General features: G+C 54.3%; 19 protein-coding genes and 1 other RNA gene. 8 read left to right on the top strand and 12 right to left on the bottom strand.

Going from position 1 to position 17,790, the window contains the following annotated elements; translation table 11 throughout:
- Positions 1 to 163 precede the first annotated feature (163 nt).
- The 3 genes from PanJK_RS11380 to PanJK_RS11390 all read left to right on the top strand — a co-directional run bounded on the left by PanJK_RS11380 (position 164) and on the right by PanJK_RS11390 (position 1,285).
- Positions 164 to 517, top strand: coding sequence for a hypothetical protein (locus PanJK_RS11380; protein ID WP_256695814.1), 354 nt, complete (start codon positions 164 to 166; stop codon positions 515 to 517).
- A gap of 147 nt (positions 518 to 664) precedes the next feature.
- Complete coding sequence (gene tomB, locus PanJK_RS11385) at positions 665 to 1,042, top strand: Hha toxicity modulator TomB (protein WP_007886936.1); 378 nt, start codon at positions 665 to 667, stop codon at positions 1,040 to 1,042.
- Positions 1,043 to 1,066: 24 nt separating this feature from the next.
- Complete coding sequence (locus tag PanJK_RS11390) at positions 1,067 to 1,285, top strand: HHA domain-containing protein (RefSeq protein WP_007886938.1); 219 nt, start codon at positions 1,067 to 1,069, stop codon at positions 1,283 to 1,285.
- A gap of 128 nt (positions 1,286 to 1,413) precedes the next feature.
- On the opposite strand, the gene ffs is transcribed toward PanJK_RS11390, so the two are convergent.
- Positions 1,414 to 1,510: signal recognition particle sRNA small type (gene ffs, locus PanJK_RS11395), an RNA gene on the bottom strand.
- A 177-nt stretch (positions 1,511 to 1,687) separates the two neighbouring features.
- Here ffs and PanJK_RS11400 point away from each other — a divergent pair.
- A complete protein-coding gene (locus PanJK_RS11400; protein WP_256695813.1) occupies positions 1,688 to 1,999 on the top strand; it encodes an MGMT family protein in 312 nt (103 codons plus the stop codon).
- 181 nt (positions 2,000 to 2,180) lie between these two features.
- Here PanJK_RS11400 and PanJK_RS11405 read toward each other — a convergent pair whose 3' ends face one another.
- Positions 2,181 to 2,738: a YbaY family lipoprotein gene (locus tag PanJK_RS11405; protein WP_256695812.1), complete on the bottom strand. Its 558-nt coding sequence runs from the start codon at positions 2,736 to 2,738 to the stop codon at positions 2,181 to 2,183.
- Between the two features lie 205 nt (positions 2,739 to 2,943).
- Between PanJK_RS11405 and tesB the strand changes: the two genes are divergently transcribed.
- Positions 2,944 to 3,807, top strand: coding sequence for an acyl-CoA thioesterase II (gene tesB, locus PanJK_RS11410; RefSeq protein ID WP_265299727.1), 864 nt, complete (start codon positions 2,944 to 2,946; stop codon positions 3,805 to 3,807).
- 71 nt (positions 3,808 to 3,878) lie between these two features.
- On the opposite strand, the gene amtB is transcribed toward tesB, so the two are convergent.
- From amtB to PanJK_RS11435, 5 genes are all read right to left on the bottom strand, one after another.
- The gene (gene amtB, locus PanJK_RS11415) at positions 3,879 to 5,168 is read right to left on the bottom strand and encodes an ammonium transporter AmtB (RefSeq protein WP_008103907.1); all 1,290 of its coding nucleotides are present in this window, start codon (positions 5,166 to 5,168) and stop codon (positions 3,879 to 3,881) included.
- 33 nt (positions 5,169 to 5,201) lie between these two features.
- Positions 5,202 to 5,540: a P-II family nitrogen regulator gene (gene glnK / locus PanJK_RS11420; protein ID WP_007886947.1), complete on the bottom strand. Its 339-nt coding sequence runs from the start codon at positions 5,538 to 5,540 to the stop codon at positions 5,202 to 5,204.
- Between the two features lie 259 nt (positions 5,541 to 5,799).
- A complete protein-coding gene (locus tag PanJK_RS11425) occupies positions 5,800 to 7,575 on the bottom strand; it encodes a SmdB family multidrug efflux ABC transporter permease/ATP-binding protein (protein ID WP_265299730.1) in 1,776 nt (591 codons plus the stop codon).
- Positions 7,568 to 9,337, bottom strand: a complete 1,770-nt coding sequence (locus PanJK_RS11430) for a SmdA family multidrug ABC transporter permease/ATP-binding protein (protein ID WP_265299732.1) — start codon at positions 9,335 to 9,337, stop codon at positions 7,568 to 7,570. Before PanJK_RS11430 ends, PanJK_RS11425 begins: the two co-directional genes overlap by 8 nt.
- 23 nt (positions 9,338 to 9,360) lie before the next feature.
- Entirely contained in the window at positions 9,361 to 9,822 is a 462-nt protein-coding gene (locus tag PanJK_RS11435; protein WP_256695808.1) for an Lrp/AsnC family transcriptional regulator, read from the bottom strand.
- Positions 9,823 to 9,937: 115 nt separating this feature from the next.
- Between PanJK_RS11435 and PanJK_RS11440 the strand changes: the two genes are divergently transcribed.
- The gene (locus tag PanJK_RS11440) at positions 9,938 to 10,972 is read left to right on the top strand and encodes a PLP-dependent cysteine synthase family protein (RefSeq protein WP_256695807.1); all 1,035 of its coding nucleotides are present in this window, start codon (positions 9,938 to 9,940) and stop codon (positions 10,970 to 10,972) included.
- A gap of 34 nt (positions 10,973 to 11,006) precedes the next feature.
- Here PanJK_RS11440 and cof read toward each other — a convergent pair whose 3' ends face one another.
- A complete protein-coding gene (cof, locus tag PanJK_RS11445) occupies positions 11,007 to 11,828 on the bottom strand; it encodes an HMP-PP phosphatase (protein WP_265299739.1) in 822 nt (273 codons plus the stop codon).
- A 93-nt stretch (positions 11,829 to 11,921) separates the two neighbouring features.
- On the opposite strand from cof, the gene PanJK_RS11450 reads away from it, so the two are divergent.
- Together PanJK_RS11450 and queC are read left to right on the top strand one after the other, a co-directional pair.
- Complete coding sequence (locus PanJK_RS11450) at positions 11,922 to 13,637, top strand: SgrR family transcriptional regulator (protein ID WP_265299741.1); 1,716 nt, start codon at positions 11,922 to 11,924, stop codon at positions 13,635 to 13,637.
- A 26-nt stretch (positions 13,638 to 13,663) separates the two neighbouring features.
- Positions 13,664 to 14,359: a 7-cyano-7-deazaguanine synthase QueC gene (gene queC / locus PanJK_RS11455; protein WP_256695804.1), complete on the top strand. Its 696-nt coding sequence runs from the start codon at positions 13,664 to 13,666 to the stop codon at positions 14,357 to 14,359.
- A gap of 37 nt (positions 14,360 to 14,396) precedes the next feature.
- On the opposite strand, the gene PanJK_RS11460 is transcribed toward queC, so the two are convergent.
- From PanJK_RS11460 to hupB, 4 genes are all read right to left on the bottom strand, one after another.
- A complete protein-coding gene (locus PanJK_RS11460; RefSeq protein WP_256695802.1) occupies positions 14,397 to 14,804 on the bottom strand; it encodes a YbgC/FadM family acyl-CoA thioesterase in 408 nt (135 codons plus the stop codon).
- 101 nt (positions 14,805 to 14,905) lie between these two features.
- A complete protein-coding gene (locus PanJK_RS11465) occupies positions 14,906 to 15,229 on the bottom strand; it encodes a ComEA family DNA-binding protein (RefSeq protein WP_008103924.1) in 324 nt (107 codons plus the stop codon).
- A 140-nt stretch (positions 15,230 to 15,369) separates the two neighbouring features.
- A complete protein-coding gene (ppiD, locus tag PanJK_RS11470; RefSeq protein ID WP_154191760.1) occupies positions 15,370 to 17,238 on the bottom strand; it encodes a peptidylprolyl isomerase in 1,869 nt (622 codons plus the stop codon).
- Between the two features lie 237 nt (positions 17,239 to 17,475).
- Positions 17,476 to 17,748: a nucleoid-associated protein HU-beta gene (gene hupB, locus PanJK_RS11475; protein WP_036648244.1), complete on the bottom strand. Its 273-nt coding sequence runs from the start codon at positions 17,746 to 17,748 to the stop codon at positions 17,476 to 17,478.
- Between the last annotated feature and the right edge of the window lie 42 nt (positions 17,749 to 17,790).

Genomic DNA, 17,790 nt, shown 5'->3' on the forward strand with positions numbered 1-17,790 from the left:
TTCAAAAGTTGATCGCTCATGAAGATAGCCGCTGTAATTCGCCGTTTCGCCATGATTGAGTTATGAAACCCATCACAACGATTACTCTTTCTTTTTATTAGCGACTTGCAATGTCACCCAATAAGCTCAATGATAGAAACATCATTCTTTTACTGGATACAAAATGCCGTCTATTATTCATTGTGATATTGCTGTGGATGAGGACGATTGCGAAAAGTTGCTAAGAATTATCCAGGGGAATATTCTCAAAATAGCCGAGGCATTAGCCGGTGATTTACAGTGGTATTCTCAAAACGCGCAATTAGTTCCCGAGAGCTTCCAGATTATTTCTATTCAACCAACCAACAACAATCGATTTAAAATGCTTTACGATTTCAGCTGGAATTTATTTAATCCTTGCCTGGATTTAAATGAAACGTTTAAGCGTCGTGAAGAAGTGCTGTTTCAGGTACAGCCCGGCGTGCTGGTGTTTGAAGTGATTGACAATGAGCGCCCCTCTCCTGCCGACGAATTGTAATATTTGGTAATTGAGGTGAGCAAAGCTAATGATTGTGGATTACATTTAAGGAGTCGCTGAATTCAATTTTATTCAAGATCGCTTCCTGGTAGCTTTTCCTAATCTCGCCGCGCTGCGGTAACTATGCTAGCTATGGAGGGGAAAAAGATGGACGAATACTCACCGAAACGGCATGATATTGCCCAGCTTAAATACCTGTGTGAGAACTTGTTCGACGAAAGTATGGCGACATTGACTGATAGCCATCATGGTTGGGTTAATGATCCTACTTCGGAAAGCAATTTACAGCTCAACGATTTGATTGAGCATATCGCTTCTTTCACGATGAATTACAAAATTAAGCACGTTGAAGATGAAGCCCTGATTACGCAAATCGATGAATATCTTGACGATACCTTTATGCTGTTCAGCAGCTATGGAATCAATACTCAGGATCTACAACGGTGGCAGCGTTCTGCAAAACGTTTATTTAATCTGTTTGCCGAAGAGTGTGCTTATCTCCAACAACCTAGCCATTCCTTTTAGCACCAGACTGAGACCGGTTTATTTATGAGCAACCAAGCCTTAACCAAAACAGATTATTTGATGCGACTGCGCCGCTGTCGCTCAATCGATACCCTTGAACGGGTTATCGAAAAAAACAAGTATGAATTACCTGATAATGAACTGGCGGTATTCTATTCGGCAGCCGATCATCGTCTGGCTGAACTGACCATGAATAAGCTTTACGATAAAGTACCGGTTTCTGTCTGGAAGTTCGTCCGCTAAGTTTTTCCCCTAACAGCCGCTCTGCACCATCATCGTATTAATCAAGGATTGAATCACAGGCAAAGGATTGCCAGATTTCTCTGTGCGTAAAATTCTGTGGAGTAGTAGGCGGGTACAAATGGTGGGGGCCCTGCCAGCTACATCCCGGCACACGCGTCGCCTGCTGCGGCTGCTTCCTTCCGGATCTGACCGAGTTCACAAGTTAGCATTGCGGGAGAACCAACAGGGCCCCCATTGACAAGCCCTCATTTCGAGAGCGCAGGCATTATCAAGTATGCCCCTGGCAATTGCAAGCGCAGGCCCGACAACCGTTGGTTTCTTGCACAAGCACACAGCAATGCGCTGATGTCTACCCTTCTGCATGCTAAAGTTTGCCCTTTCCTGCTGAAAATAGGTGCGCATATGAGCGACCAAAACAATTTCTCCGAGCGCGTGTGGCAAATTGTCGCAGCCATTCCGCCAGGAAAGGTCACCACTTACGGTGATGTTGCACAACTGGCCGGATCGCCACGTGCGGCGCGTCAGGTAGGTGGCGTATTACGTCGTTTGCCGGAAGGCAGTAAGTTACCTTGGTTTCGCGTTATTAATCGTCACGGCAGGATTTCGCTGCAGGGCAACGATCTGTTTCGTCAGCGTGATGCGCTGGAAGCGGAAGGCATTGAAGTGAGCGATGCTGGCGAGATTGAGCTGGAAAAGTATCGTTGGGAAATTTAGCGGTGCGATATGTCGCGCACAAGCCCGCCACAAACCGCACTGAACTTAACACGCCGGAAGTCATCGTTGTGGAGTAAAGCGTCACACGCCATGGATGGCGTGTGCCGAGCGATCAGGGACGAGACAGCGACTTTACGGAACAATGATGACTTCCGGCGCTCTCTCGTCCCATCAATCGAAGTTACATACTCGTCGGTGCCGGCACCGAAGACGATGGCGTCACCTGCGTAGGTGAAGTCGAAGGCACGGTTGTTGCGGCACCCGGCTGGGTTTGCATCGCGACGTTAGTCACGGGAACCAACAGCAGTTCGGCTTTTGTTCCGCCCTGATTAATCACCGGTTTCACCGTATCGGTGATAAACGCCAGCTTGCCATCAATTGAAATCGCCGCACTTAACAGAATGCGCGCGTTCGGCTGGATGTCAGCTGGATTGAACGGCAGAACAAACTGGAACGGTGACTGTTTCCCTTCCGTACGCACCACGCGCTGCGACAGCACTTTCGAAGGCGCATCGGCCAGCGATGCATCAGACAGCGTCACAGTTAGCACGGAATCCGGTGGCAGCGCGATGCGCTGGCGGATATACACCGAACCACTAACATTAGGCTGCGCAATGGCGGCCTGCTGCCCCGCTACCGCTGAGCCGAGTGTAGGTGTGGCTACCGGCTTACTGTGGTCCGCACAACCGGTAATTGCCGCAGCCAGGGTCATACCGCTAATAACTTGCCAGAGTTTCATCGATGTCGTCTCCTTATGAACACTATGATTGTCGGCGGTAAATTCATTGCTTAGCTTTTCAGCCGCCGAATGACCTTAATTCTGGCACAAATATCGGCATTGCGCCTAAACCCTCCGCCAGCCCGCTGAAATAGCGGCAAAATCATTGACGGAAACTGGTCGGATCTTTCACACTGACGCGATTAGTCACGCTGAGGAATCCGCTATGAGTCAGGCACTGCACAACCTGCTTAATTTGTTAAATCTGGAAAAACTGGAAGAAGGCCTGTTTCGTGGTCAGAGCGAAGATCTTGGTCTGCGCCAGGTGTTTGGTGGTCAGGTGGTTGGCCAGGCGCTGTATGCGGCGAAACAAACGGTGCCGGAAGAGCGCATCATTCACTCTTTCCACAGCTACTTTCTGCGTCCAGGCGATAGCCAAAAAGCCATTATTTACGATGTCGAAACGCTGCGTGACGGCAAAAGCTTCAGCGCACGCCGCGTCAGCGCGGTACAGAATGGCCAACCGATCTTCTACATGACCGCCTCGTTCCAGGCACCTGAAAGCGGCTTCGAGCACCAGAACAGCATGCCGCAGGTGCCGGGCCCAGATAATCTGCCATCGGAACAGGATTTGGCAAAAAAGCTGGCCGCCCATCTGCCACTCAAACTGAAAGAAAAATTCCTCGCCGAGCGTCCGCTGGATATTCGTCCGGTACAGATTCATAACCCACTAAAAGGCCACGTTGATGAGCCTCTGCGTCAGGTGTGGATTCGTGCAAACGGCGAGTTACCAGCCGATCGTCGTATCCATCAATACCTTTTGGGATATGCCTCGGATCTCAACTTCCTGCCGGTGGCGCTGCAGCCGCACGGTAAAGGCTTCCTCGAAGCCGATATGCAGGTTGCCACCATCGATCACTCAATGTGGTTCCATCGCCCGTTCGACTTATCTGAATGGCTGCTGTACAGCGTGGTGAGTACCTCCGCCTCGGGCGCGCGCGGTTTTGTGCGTGGCGAGTTTTATGCCCAGGATGGCAGACTGGTGGCGACCACGGTGCAGGAAGGCGTGATGCGCCAACGCGACGTATAAAAAAAGGGGCGATATTATCGCCCCTTCTGCTTTTTATAATTTTAGCGCACTGCTCTTCTTCAGCCCGACGGTTACTGGTTGTAAGCGTTCTCGCCGTGGCTGTTCACATCCAGACCTTCACGTTCCTGATCTTCCGGAACACGCAGGCCAACAATCATATCTGCCAGTTTGAAGCCAATGAAGGCCACAACTGCAGTCCAGACGATGGTCACGCCCACGCTGAAAAGCTGAATCCATACCTGATGGCCCATGGTCACGCCTTCTGCGTAGCCTACGCCGCCCAGTGAAGAGGAGGCGAAAACGCCGGTCAGGATACAACCGAGGATGCCACACACGCCGTGCACTCCGAACACATCACATGGGTCATCAACACGCAGCCATTTCTTCAGGGTCGTTACGCCCCACAGACCGGCTAAACCACCCGCCAGACCGATAATCAGCGCGCCGCCGACACCGACATAACCACAAGCTGGGGTAATCGCGACCAGACCAGCGATGAAGCCTGAACACGCACCGAGCAGAGAAGGTTTACCACGTACCGCCCACTCGCCGAACACCCACGACAGCACCGCACCCGCCGTAGCCACTACGGTATTCAGGAACGCCAGCGCAGCGATTTCGTTAGCGGAGGAAGCAGAACCGGCGTTGAAGCCGAACCAGCCCACATACAGAATCGCGGTACCAAGGAACACCATCGGCAGGTTGTGTGGTTTGAAGGCTTCTTTGCCGAAACCAGCACGTTTACCCACTAAATAAGCACCCACCAGGCCAGCAACGGCGGCGTTGATGTGAACCACGGTGCCGCCCGCGAAGTCGAGCGCGCCATCTTGCGCCAGCAAGCCACCCGCCCAAACCATGTGTGCGATTGGCAGATAAGCCAGCGTCAGCCACACCACCACGAAAATCAGTACTGCGGAGAAGCGAATACGTTCAGCCAGCGCACCGACAATCAGACCGACGGTGATACAGGCGAAGGAAGCCTGGAACGCAACGTGAATGTACTGATAGAAGCTGCCCATCACCGCTTTCAGCTCGATATTTTTCAGCATCGCCCACTGGAAGCTACCAAAGAAGGAGTTGCCCTCACTGAACGCCAGCGAGTAGCCGTAAATCACCCACAGCACGCACACCAGCGAGAAGGTCACTGCCACCTGCGTCAGCATCGACAGCACGTTCTTACCGCGAATCAAACCGCCGTAGAACAGCGCAATGCCTGGAATCGACATAAACAGTACCAGCGCGGTACAGATCATCATAAAGGCGTTATCGGCTTTATCCGCGACGGCAGGCGCTGCCGCCATCGCCAGAGAAGGTAACAGCGCAAGGCTGGTGAGGCCCAACTTCGTTATCAGTTTATTCATTTCTTTCCATCCCATCACAATTCAGAGCCCCAGTTACAGTGCTGCTTCGTCGGTCTCGCCGGTACGAATACGAATGACGCGCTGCAGTTCTGCGACGAAAATCTTGCCGTCGCCAATTTTGCCGGTATAAGCGGCTTTGCTGATGACATCGACCACTTCATCAAGTTGGTCGTCCGCAATAGCGATATCAATTTTTACTTTAGGCAGGAAGTTAACGCTGTACTCGGCACCGCGATAAAGCTCTGCGTGACCTTTCTGGCGACCGAAACCTTTAACCTCGGTAACTGTCAGTCCCTGAATGCCAATAGAGGATAAGGCTTCACGCACGTCCTCCAGCTTAAATGGTTTGATTACCACGGTAACCAGCTTCATACGTTCCCCTCCGGATAAGAAATTGAGTGAGTCTTCGCGGACACGTAGGGATATAAGCAAAGGCTGTGCCATAAATAAAAAAAGGGGAATGTCAGTAGCATAGGCGCGCTGCATCACGCTTCGTTATGTGAAGCACAGCGCAGATTGGGGAGGAGGTGTAGGAAAGGTGTTGCAATATTGCACTTCTTTGGTGCTTCAAGCCTCAAAGAAGTGCATCAATACAGAACATTCCGATAAAACTGTGCAAAAAAGGTGCAATTCACCCTTCAGCTTGTACGGGGATGCCCGCCGCGAGTTCATCGCCGGCCTGCTGCAGCTGATACATCTGCCAGTAGCGGCCCTGCTCGGCCAGCAGCTCAGCATGCGTACCGCGCTCCACCACCTGACCGCGATGCAGCACTAAAATCTGATCGGCTTCGGTGATGGTGGAAAGGCGATGCGCGATCACCACCAGCGTGCTGTGCTGGCGTAGTGCACGTAACGCGTGCTGAATCGCCTGTTCCGTACCGGAATCGATATTGGCCGTGGCTTCGTCGAGGATCAGGATCTGCGGCAATGACACCAACACGCGCGCCAGCGCCAGTAGCTGTTTCTGCCCAACCGACAGATTATTGCCCTGCTCGCCTAAACGCGTATGGATGCCGTCTGCCATGCTGCGCGCCAGCGGTGCCAGCTGCACCGTCTCCAGCGCCTGCCACACCTGGTCTTCCGGGATATTGCGCCCCAAACGCACGTTGGCCAGCAGCGAATCCGCCAGCACAACCGGATCCTGTTGCACCATCGCAACGCTTTGACGTAAGGCGGCGTGCGACAGCTGGGGCAGCGGGCGACCATCCAGCTCAATGCTGCCGCGCGTCACCGGGTAATAGCCCATCAGCAAATTCGCCAGCGTACTTTTCCCGCTGCCGGTATGCCCCACCAGCGCAACAAAATGACGCGCGGGCACTTCAAGATTGATGTTGCTGAGCACATCGCGATTATCGCGATAGGCAAAGCTCACATCGCGCAGCGAAATGCTGCCCGAGGCCAGCGGCTGAATATCGCTGCCGTAACCTTGCTGCTCTGCATCCATCAGTTCGAAGATGCGCTCGCCAGACACCACCGCTTGTTGCAGCATCGACTGCTGCGTGGTGAGTTCAATCAGCGGTTCATTGAGGCGGCCAAGATAGGTAATAAAGGCGTAGAGCACGCCAACTTCAAACACGCCCGGCGTGGCGAAGCTAAACAGCATCAGCAAACCGCACAAAATCATCGCCGAAAACAGACTCAGCAACGGGCGCAATAAAAAACCATCCAGCCGCAGCGTTTCCATACGCGCCAGATAGTGCGAACGGCTGGCTTCACCCATGCGCTCACCAAAGCGCGCCTGCTGGCGGAACTGCTGGATCACGCTCATGCCGTTGATCACTTCATTAAAGCCGTTGTTGATGTCCGCCAGATAGCTGCGCACGCGACGCGCAATCGGCGTACTGAAGCGCTGATAAATCAGCATAACCGTCAGCACCAGCGGGAAAATTACGATCGCCACCAGCGCCATGCGCCAGTCGAGGGAGAACATCGCCACCAGCATCGCACCAATCAACGCGGCGGCGCGCAACACCGTTGCTACCACGGTAACGTAGAGATCTTTGATCACCTCGGTGTCATTGGTAACGCGCGAGATAATTTGTCCGACCGGCTGCGTATCGAAGGCGCTAAGCGGCTGGCGCAACGCCGCGTTCATCACGTCCACGCGTAATTGCAGCACCACGCCAATCGCCGCGCGGTTAAACAGCAATGCCTGGAAATAGTGCAGACCGGCAGCCAGCAATTGCAGCAGGATAAAGCCCACCAGCAGGCCGCCGACGATGCCCCACGGCATCTGATGTTTCGCCACCAGATTATCGATGAAGTAGCTCACCAACACCGGCCCGGTCACTTCGGCCGCCGCAGCAATCCACAGCATGCTGACCGCCAGCCACAGCGATTTACGCCACGGTTTGCCATACGCCAGTAGACGTTTCAGCGTCGGCCATAAACGTTGTGATTTAGCCACGGCTTGCTCCTTCTGCCACTTCATCATCATCCAGCGCGGCTTCCAGCTGCTGATAACGGTACATTTCGCGATACCAGCCCTCTTTGGCCGCCAAAGTGTCATGATCGCCGCGCTGCGCCACGGCGCCCTGCTGCAGCACCAGAATTTCGCTGGCTTCGGTGAGCGCCGACAAACGATGCGCGCTGATAATTAAGGTGCGCCCTTTGCCCCATTGGCGCAGGTTATGCAGGATGTCATGTTCAGTGCGACCATCAACCGCCGACAGCGCATCATCCAGAATCAGGATTTCCGCATTCAGCAGCAGCGCGCGTGCAATCGCAATGCGCTGCTTCTGTCCGCCCGATAACATCACGCCGCGCTCGCCCACTTCGGTCTCATAACCTTGTGGCAGACGCAGAATATCGTCGTGGACGCAGGCCATGCTTGCCACGCGCTCCAGCTCTTGCTGCGTCGCATTCGGGCGACCCAGCGCCAGATTGGCGGCGATGGTGTCGGAGAACAGGAACGGCGTCTGGCTGACCACCGCCAACCGACTGCGCCAGCTATCGAGTCGCAATTGCGGCAGCGGCGTATTGTGGTAGCGAATATCGCCCTGATCGATGTCGAAGTGGCGCTGAATCAGGCTTAGCAGCGTGCTCTTGCCGCAGCCGGTTGGCCCGCATAAGCCGAGCATCTGGCCCGGTTTTAGCTGGAAGTTAACATGGCTCAGCACCGGACCAGAACTGGCCGGATAGCGAAACTCACGAATGGCAACCTGCATTACGCCAGGTTCGGGTGGCAACACTTTCGCGCCATCTTCAACTGCAGGTGCTTCCGCCAGCAAGGAGCGGATACGACTCCACGCCGCACTGCCGCGCTCAACGATGTTGATCATCCACGCCAGCGCCAGCATCGGCCAAATCATCAGGCCGAGGTACATCACAAAGCTGGTAAGCTGCCCGAGCGTCAAGCTGCCGTTCCACACCATCCAGCCGCCACCGGCAATCGCCAGCAGGTTGGAGAAGCCAACGGCGATATAAATGATCGGATCAAAACGCGCATCCACGCGCGCCACATGCAGGTTTTTCTTGCCGGTATCGGCAGCGATGCCAGCAAACTGCTGCGACTGATGATCTTCGAGGCCAAAGGCTTTGATCATGCGAATGCTGGTCAGGCTTTCCTGGGTTTGATCGTTCAGGCTGGAGAACGCCGCCTGCGCCACTTTGAAGCGCTGATGCAGGCGTGCGCCATCTTTCTGAATGGCGAAGGCCATAATCGGCATCGGGATCAGCGCCAGTAACGTCAGTTCCCAGCTGATTTGGGTGCTCATCACAATCAGCACCACCAATCCCATCACCAGCGAATCCACCAACGTCAGCACGCCTTCACCGGCGGCAAACACCACGCGATCCACATCATTGGTGGCGCGGGCGATCAGATCGCCAGTGCGATGGCGCAGATAAAATGCCGGATGCTGACGACTGAGTTGACGATAGAAATCTTCACGTAGCTCAACGGCTAATTGGTAGGATGCGCCAAACAGCAGCACGCGCCAGACATAGCGCAGCAGATAGACGATCACCGCCGTCACCAGCATCACGCCGATCCACATAAAGATCTGCCCGGCGCTTAAATCATGCTGGGTAACGCCGTCGACAATCACGCCAACCACATGCGGTGGCAGTAATTGCAGTAAGGCAATAACGATCAGCAAGCTGACGGCGCCCAGATATCGCCGCCACTCGCGCAGGAAATACCAACTTAACTGGCTGAATAATTGCACAAGCGTGTCTCTTTCTGTGCCCGCTAGGGCGCTACCGGCAAGGCGGTGGTGTATTTAATCTCTTCCATGGCAAAACTGGAGGTCACATCCATCAGTCCTGGCACGCCGTTCACCAGACGCTTATAAAAGCTGTCATAACTCTTCATGTCCGCGACCTGAATGCGCAGCAAATAATCGTACTCGCCCGCCATGCGATAAAACGCCATCACTTCCGGCATTTGCTGCACCACGGCGACAAATTGCTTAAACCACTCGCTGCTGTGCTGCTGGGTTTTGACAAACATAAAGGCAGTGAGAGACAGACCGATTTTTTCGCCGTCCACCAGCGCCACGCGCGCACGAATAATGCCATCATCTTCCAGTTTTTTCAGGCGTTTCCAGCACGGCGTGGTGGTGAGGTTCACCGCATCGGCCAACGTCTGCAGCGACAAGGTGCAATCCTGCTGCAGTATTGCCAGCAACGTGCGGTCAGTTTTATCTAACATTTGCCACTCCGGGAGAAAATTTTTCTCTAATCTCGCCATTATAGCGCGGTTTTAGCAACCTCTTTTTCCTGCCAGTGCCTTACACTGTGCGCAATAATGATTACGGAAATACCACATGCAAACGCCCTGGGTTCGCCACGCCATCAATGAAATTAACGCCGATTTTCAGCGCTCGGCGGATACGCATTTGATCCGCTTTAAGCTGGATGATTTTCCTGGCATTCACTTCTATCTCAAAGATGAAAGCACGCATCCCAGCGGCAGCTTAAAACATCGCCTGGCGCGTTCCCTGTTTCTCTATGGTCTGGCGAACGGCTGGATCCACGAAAATACGCCAATAATTGAAGCCTCTTCCGGCAGTACTGCGGTATCGGAAGCTTACTTCGCGCGCCTGCTTGGTTTGCCGTTTATCGCCGTAATGCCGGCCAGCACCGCAAAACGCAAAATCGAGATGATTGGTTTTTACGGTGGCGAGTGCCATTTCGTTGCCGATCCCTGCCAGCTGTACAGCGAATCCGAGCGTTTAGCGCGTGAGCTGAATGGCCACTTTATGGACCAGTTCACCTACGCCGAGCGCGCCACTGACTGGCGCGGCAACAACAATATCGCCGAAAGCATTTTCCGCCAGATGTCACACGAACCGTTCCCGGTGCCGCATACGGTGATCATGAGCGCCGGTACCGGCGGCACCTCGGCAACGCTGGGCCGCTATATCCGCTATCAGGGCCATGACACGCGCCTGCTGGTGGTCGATCCGCAACATTCGGTGTTCTTTGACTACTGGCACAGCCGCGACAAAACGTTGCGCAGCGAACGCGGCAGTCTGATTGAAGGCATTGGTCGTCCGCGTGTCGAACCGTCGTTTCTACCCGACGTTATTGACGAGATGATGAAAGTGCCGGATGGCGCGACCATCGCCGCGATGCTGCAGTTGGAAAAGGTGCTTGGACGTCGTCCTGGCGCCTCAACCGGCACCAACTTCTGGGGCATGATGCAGGTGGCGAAACGCATGCGGGAAAACGGCGAGCAGGGATCTTTGGTAACATTGCTGTGTGACAGCGGTGAGCGCTATCCGGACACCTATTACAATGCGCAGTGGGTAGAGCAGAATATCGGCGAGATTGCGCCTTGGGTGCGGGAACTGCAATAAAAAACCGGACGTCCTGTCCGGTTCACTGTAAGCCTCAGCATTCGGGGGAATAATCGAGGTGTGGTGTGGTCATCCAGTGATTAAGGTAGTGAGACACCGCCTGTGTCTCGCAATGTCCGATAATCGGTAAATGGGGCAACGACGCTTTCAGTTGATTCATGGCGTTGCCCATAATGAAACCGCTGCCAACGCGCTCCAGCATTTCGCGATCGTTCATGGCATCGCCAAACGCCATACACTCCGCCAGCGACAGCGAAAGATGCTGGCACAGACGTCCCAACGCCGCGCCTTTATGGCAATCAACCGGCAACACTTCCAGGCAATCCCAGGCTGAGAAACAAATGTTAGCCCGATCGCCTAACGCATCCTGCAATTCACTTCTTAACACCTGCAACATTTCATGCGGCGCAATAAAACAGATTTTGGTGACTTCATGCGCCGACATCTGACGCAAATTACGCAGCTGATAGTGGAAGCCGCTCATCGCATGCGCTTCCAGCGCACCGATCAGCGGTTTATCGGTAAACCAGCCTTCATCATTGAAAATATGAATCGAGGCGGGCGTTTGCCAATGGGTATGAATCACCTCTTCCGCCACTGATGGCGATAAATCGCAGCCGTAAAGCTGATTGCCTTCCAGATCGTGAATGCGCGTGCCGTTGCCGGTAATTAGCCACGCAGGCAAGGTGATTTGTTCGCGTACTCGCTGCATATCCATAAGATGACGCCCGGTGGCAAACGCCAACGTAACACCGCGCTGATGCAACGCATGCAGGCTTGTCAGCGTTTCATTTCCTAACCGGTGCGAAGGCAGTAACAGCGTGCCATCCATATCAAATGCCGCGAGGCGAGCCATGCGAATTCTCCTGTCTGAGTGAGGCAGTTACTATCGCCTGGTAATTACGGAACTAATAGTGAATACTTTTACAAAACTGTTCCGGGTTTAGCGATGCGCGAACTTCATCGGGTTAATCAATTCCAGCGCCTGTGGCAACTCAGCCACGGCGAAACGCAACGCCTCAGCGTCGCTGCGATGGCGCAACACTGCTTTTGCAGCGAGCGCCATGTGCGCACGCTGCTGCGGCAGTGGCAGGATGCCGGCTGGCTGAACTGGCGCGGAGAATCCGGGCGTGGCAAACAGGGCGAGCTGACTTTCCTGCTGTCGCCGGAGCAGCTGCGCCAGCAGCTGTTAACGCAGCAACTCGACGCTGGCGAGGCGGTACAGGCATTGCAGGTGCTGGATCTGCATCCCGAGCGATTAGTGAAAATGCTGCGGCCGCTAATGGGCGGTCAGTGGCAGAATCAATCGCCGGTGCTGCGCATTCCTTATTACCGCGCGATGGAGCCGCTGCGTCCGCTACAGCTAACCGGACGCGCCGAGCAACATCTGGCGCGCCAGGTTTTCTCCGGGCTTACGCGCTTTCGCGATAACGATGTTGAAGGCGATATCGCGCACCATTGGCAGCACGATGCCAGCGGCCGTGACTGGTACTTCTGGTTGCGCCCACAGCTCAGTTGGCATAACGATGAACCGGTGCAGGCGGCGCAGTTGGTTGAGCAGCTGCAGCAGATCATTCTATCCCCGCGCGGCTCGCGGCTGCTGGCAGCGATTGAACGGATTGAAGCGCCGCATCCGCTGGCGATACACATACAACTGCGTGAAAGCGATTACTGGCTGCCGCAGCGGCTGGCGCACCAATTCAGTCTGTTACCTCATCCTGAATTCGCCGATGTCGGTAGCGGGCCGTGGAAACTCACGCACTTCACCGCCGAAATGGTGCGGCTGGAGAGCCATGCGCGCTGGCATCTGCAGCGCCCATTGATCCAGCGGATGGAATACTGGATCACTCCGCAGCTGTTTGATCGTGATCTCGGCACCAGCTGTAGCCATCCGGTACAAATCGCCATTGGCGATCCTGACGAGCTCGGTTCGCTGCGTCCGGTTGATCGCAGTATCAGCCTGGGATTTTGCTATCTGGCGCCACGCATCTCGGCGCACTTCAGTGCCGAACAGGCCCAATCGCTGATTGCCCTGATTCAGCGCAGCGGCGTGATTCAGCAATTGCCACTGGATGAGGGGTTGATTACACCGAGCCATGAACTGCTGCCTGGCTGGCCGGTACCGCGCGCAGTAAGAGAGAGAATTTCACTGCCGCCGACGCTAACGCTGCATTACCACCTGCCGGTCGAACTGCATGTGATGGCGCAGGCGTTGATTCCACTGCTGGCACAACACGGCTGCACCCTCACCTGCGTCTTTCATGACGTAAAAAGCTGGCGTGACGATATCGATCTCAATGAGGCCGATGTGGTGATGGGCGATCGGCTGATTGGCGATGCACCGCTGTTTACGCTGGTGAACTGGCTGGAGAACGATCCGGTCTGGCATCCGCTGCGCGAACAGGTCCTGCAAACGCCGCTGAGCGCCATTGCCCAACAGCCTGATGCATTGCAGCGTAGCGAACTGACTCAGCAACTGTTTCAGCAGCTGATGTGCGACGGCCATTTATTGCCGCTGTTTAACTATCGCTATCAGGTATTTGCCCCGCCCGGCGTGGAAGGCATCCAGCTGAATAGCCTGGGCTGGTTTGATTTCACCCGCGCCTGGATTCCGCCGCCAACCACAGCTAGCGCTGTTCAGCCTGCATCCGAGCCAGTACCATAAGCGCACAGATTTTAGAGGAAGAAAAAATGAAACGAGCCGTTGTGGTATTCAGTGGCGGGCAAGACTCCACCACCTGTTTAATTCAGGCACTGCAACACTATGATGAAGTGCATTGCGTTACTTTTGATTACGGCCAGCGCCATCGTGAAGAGATCGAAGTTGCGGCAGAACTGTCACACAAGCTTGGCGCACGGGCGCACAAAGTGCTCGACGTTACGCTGCTCAATGAGTTAGCCGTCAGCAGCCTGACGCGCGACAACATTCCCGTGCCAACCTACGATCCGAATGCCAGCGGTTTGCCGAGCACCTTTGTGCCGGGCCGCAATATTCTGTTCCTGACGCTGGCATCCATTTATGCCTATCAGGTGGAAGCTGAAGCGGTGATCACCGGCGTATGCGAAACCGACTTCTCCGGCTATCCGGATTGCCGCGATGAGTTTGTTAAAGCACTCAATAGCGCGGTCAGCCTCGGCATGGCGCGCAATATTCGCTTTGAAACGCCGCTGATGTGGCTGAACAAAGCCGAAACCTGGGCGCTGGCCGATTACTGGCAGCAGCTGCCGCTGGTACGCGCTGAAACGCTTACCTGCTATAACGGCGTAAAAGGTGATGGTTGCGGCGAATGCGCGGCCTGCCATCTACGCGCCCGTGGCCTGGCAGATTATCAGGCGAATGCGTCAGCGGTGATGGCAGCGATGAAAGAGAAAAGCGGCCTCAACTGATTCAGACCGCAGGGTAAACTGGCGTCATCGGCGCCAGTTATTCATTTTCGACCATCAACGATGCCAGACGCTGGTGTAACTCCCCTTCCAACGGCACCGCTTTTTGCGTGCGCAAATCGATACAGACAAAGGTCAGTGCGGCATCCGACACCACCGAATTATCACTCGCCAGCAAGACACGCTGCGTAATGATGCCGCTTTTACCGCCGAGCTGAGATACTTCACTTTCAATGTTCAGTACGTCGCCCAATACCGCCGGACGACGATAGTTGATGTTGATATTCACCACCACAAACGCCAGCTGCTGCTCCATCAGCCAATGAAACGCATCGACATCCTCCAGCCACTGCCAGCGCGCCTCTTCCAGAAACTCCAGATAGCGCGCGTTATTCACGTGCTGATAAACATCCAGATGATAACCGCGCACTTTAATTGTGGTTTGCATTATTGCTCCTGTTCAGGCTGAGAATGACAACTGGTAAGACCTGTTGAGCATAGCACAGCCTGAATCCGGGCTTTTTCAATCCTTCAAAGTCGCGAGACGCTTCACAGTTTAAGCCGAGCGCTGTTGCGCTCAATCAGTGCGCTACCGATACCCGGCACCTCCTTGAGTTGTTCAATGGCGGTAAACGGGCCGTATTGTTCGCGATAACTGACAATGGCCTGCGCTTTCTTCAGTCCGATGCCGTTCATACCGGCTGCGAGCTGTTCGGCTGTGGCTGAATTGATGCTGACCTGTCCTTCGTTTGGCGTGGAGACTTGCGTCGCCTGCGTTTCACTGGGACTTTCGGCAGCCGCCAGTCCGGTGGTATAAACTGCGCCGCCCAGCGCCAGCGTAATGCAGAGGGCTTGAAACGTTGATTTCACCATGCTGTGTTTCTCCTTGTGTTTGACAGCAACAGCAGGGTGTCACAGCTCAATTCAACGCTCAAAAGGACAATCACAGAAATGGAAAAGGCCGCATAAGCGGCCTTTCGGGTATTGCAGTGGTTTAACTTTTTTTGTGAGGCTTACTGGTTTTGTGCGGCGGCGCCGTACTTAATCTTCGCCTCTTTACGCAGGTTTTCCAGCAGCGCTTCAAAGGCAATTTGCGCGTTATTTTGCGTTACGCCTTTCACCATCTCATCGATCTGCGCCTGCGGCATGTTGCCCGCGCTCACTTTATCCAGCGCGATCAGCACCACATTGCCCTGCATATCTTCACTCACGCCCCACGACGGTTTATTGTCGGCAGGTTGTGGCAGATTGAAGGCCGACTGAGCCACCGGATCCTGCGCATTACGATCAAACGATTTGCTGGCGCTGAGCGTTAAGCCTGCAGCCTTCAGTGCATCTGCTTTACCGGCTTTCAAATCGGCCAGCAGTTTGTCTGCCTGCGCTTTTGCCTGCTGCGTTGCTTTATCATGCTTCAGCGAGTCGACGATCTGCGCTTTCACCTGATCCAACGGCTTCACCGCTTCCGGTTTGTGCTCGCTGATGCGCAGCACAAAGGCACGATCGCCATCCACAGAGATGATGTCGGAGTTGTTACCCGGCGCACCATTCTGGCCCACTAAACCACCGTTGAAGATGGCTTGCTTAACCTGATCGAAGTTCAACTCGTCTGGCAGGTTATCGCGGGTGATCCAATTGGTTTCTACCACTTTCAGGCCGGAAGCCTGCGCCGCGCCGGCCAACGATTCGTTATCGTTGCTGGCTGCTTCGCTCACTTTCTGCTGAATTTTGTAGAAGGCATCAACCGCTTTCTCTTGCTTCACTTTATCGGCAACGATGTCATGAACATCGGCCAGCGGTTTAACCTGCTCCGGCTGAATATCATCCAGACGCACCACGAGGTAGCCAACCGATGATTTGATGGCACCGGAAAGCTGGCCTTTCTGCGTCAGATTGGCGTTTTTCAGCTCGTCTGGCGTGGTGCTCGGCTCCAGCCAACCCATATCGCCACCTTTGCGGGCTGAGATTGGGTCGATAGATTTGCTTTTCGCCAGCGCGGCGAAATCTTCGCCTTTCTTCAATGCATCAACCACGGCGTTAGCATCGGCTTCCGTCTTAGTCTGAATCACGCTGTAGCGATTACGCTGTGGCTGTGAATAATCCGCTTTGTGTTGATCGTACCAGCTCTGAATGTCTGCTTCGCTGGCCGTTTCCTGCATGCTTGCGGCATCCATTTTGATATAGCTCACGCGGAACTGCTCAGGCGCCATGAAGCTATTCTGATGCTGCTGGTAATACTGGCTGACTTCGTCGTCGCTGACCGTTTGTTTAGCCGCCAGCGCGTTGACATCAATCACCGCCTGACGCACTTCACGCTGCTGGGACACCAGATCCACCAGCTTGCTGGTTTCGCCTTTCAGCATGAAATCGGTGTTAGCAATCGCGTTGATCAGCTGCTGCGTCGCCAGCTGCTTGCGCAGCGCTTCAGCATACTGATCAGCCGTGAAGCCCATGCTGGTGATCAGGCCGCTGTATTTGGCGTTGTCGAATTTACCGTTGGTCTGGAAAGCTTTCTGATTGAAGATCGCCTGTTTTACCTGATCATCGCTGATGCCGATGTGCAGATCTTTGATGTACTGATCAAGTAACGCCTGATCAATCAGCTGCGACAGCGCCTGCTGACGCATCTGCTGCATATAGCCTTCGTTGCTGGCTAACTGCGAGAACTGATCGCCCAGCATCTGCTGCTGACGATTGCGCTCGTTGTTAAAACCCTGCTCCAGCTCTGCACGGCTGATCTCGTGGCCGTTCACTTTAGCAGCATAATCACCGCCGCCACCGATCAGGTAGTTGCCCACCCCGGTGAGTACGAAAGACAGGATGATCAATCCCAGAATAATCTTGAGCACGACATGATTCGACGCCGCGCGTAAATTGTCCATCATGGTATGACAACACTCCGCTGTAGTGTGAATGTAAAGCTCTAACACGATGTCATCATCGTGCAACTGCTGTTCAGGCTGGCAGTTGGCAACCATGCGGAGACAACAACCAAAGGCTATCGTCGCGCATCAAGAATAAAAAAGGCACATCAAAAATGATGTGCCCGTATGTTACATGAGAACGGCTTTTGCGTCCTCAATCCACGGAAGAAAATGCTTCAATGGATGTATCAGCGGTCATTAATTGACGGAATCTTTCAGTGCTTTACCTGCACGGAAGCCCGGAACTTTACCAGCCGGAATGGTGAGCTCTTTACCCGTTTGTGGGTTACGGCCGGTGCGAGCTGCACGCTCACGTACAGAGAAAGTACCGAAACCAACCAGTGCCACTTCATCTCCGCCTTTCAGAGCTTCGGTAACGGAGTCCATGAATGCATCTAAAACACGTCCCGCTGCTGCTTTAGAAATATCAGCATCTGCAGCAATTTTGTCGATCAACTGTGACTTATTCACTCTCTTCATCCCCTCTTTTATTATTCACATCGCACCCGCGCT

The organism is Pantoea sp. JK (assembly GCF_026130245.1).
Classification (GTDB): domain Bacteria; phylum Pseudomonadota; class Gammaproteobacteria; order Enterobacterales; family Enterobacteriaceae; genus Pantoea; species Pantoea trifolii.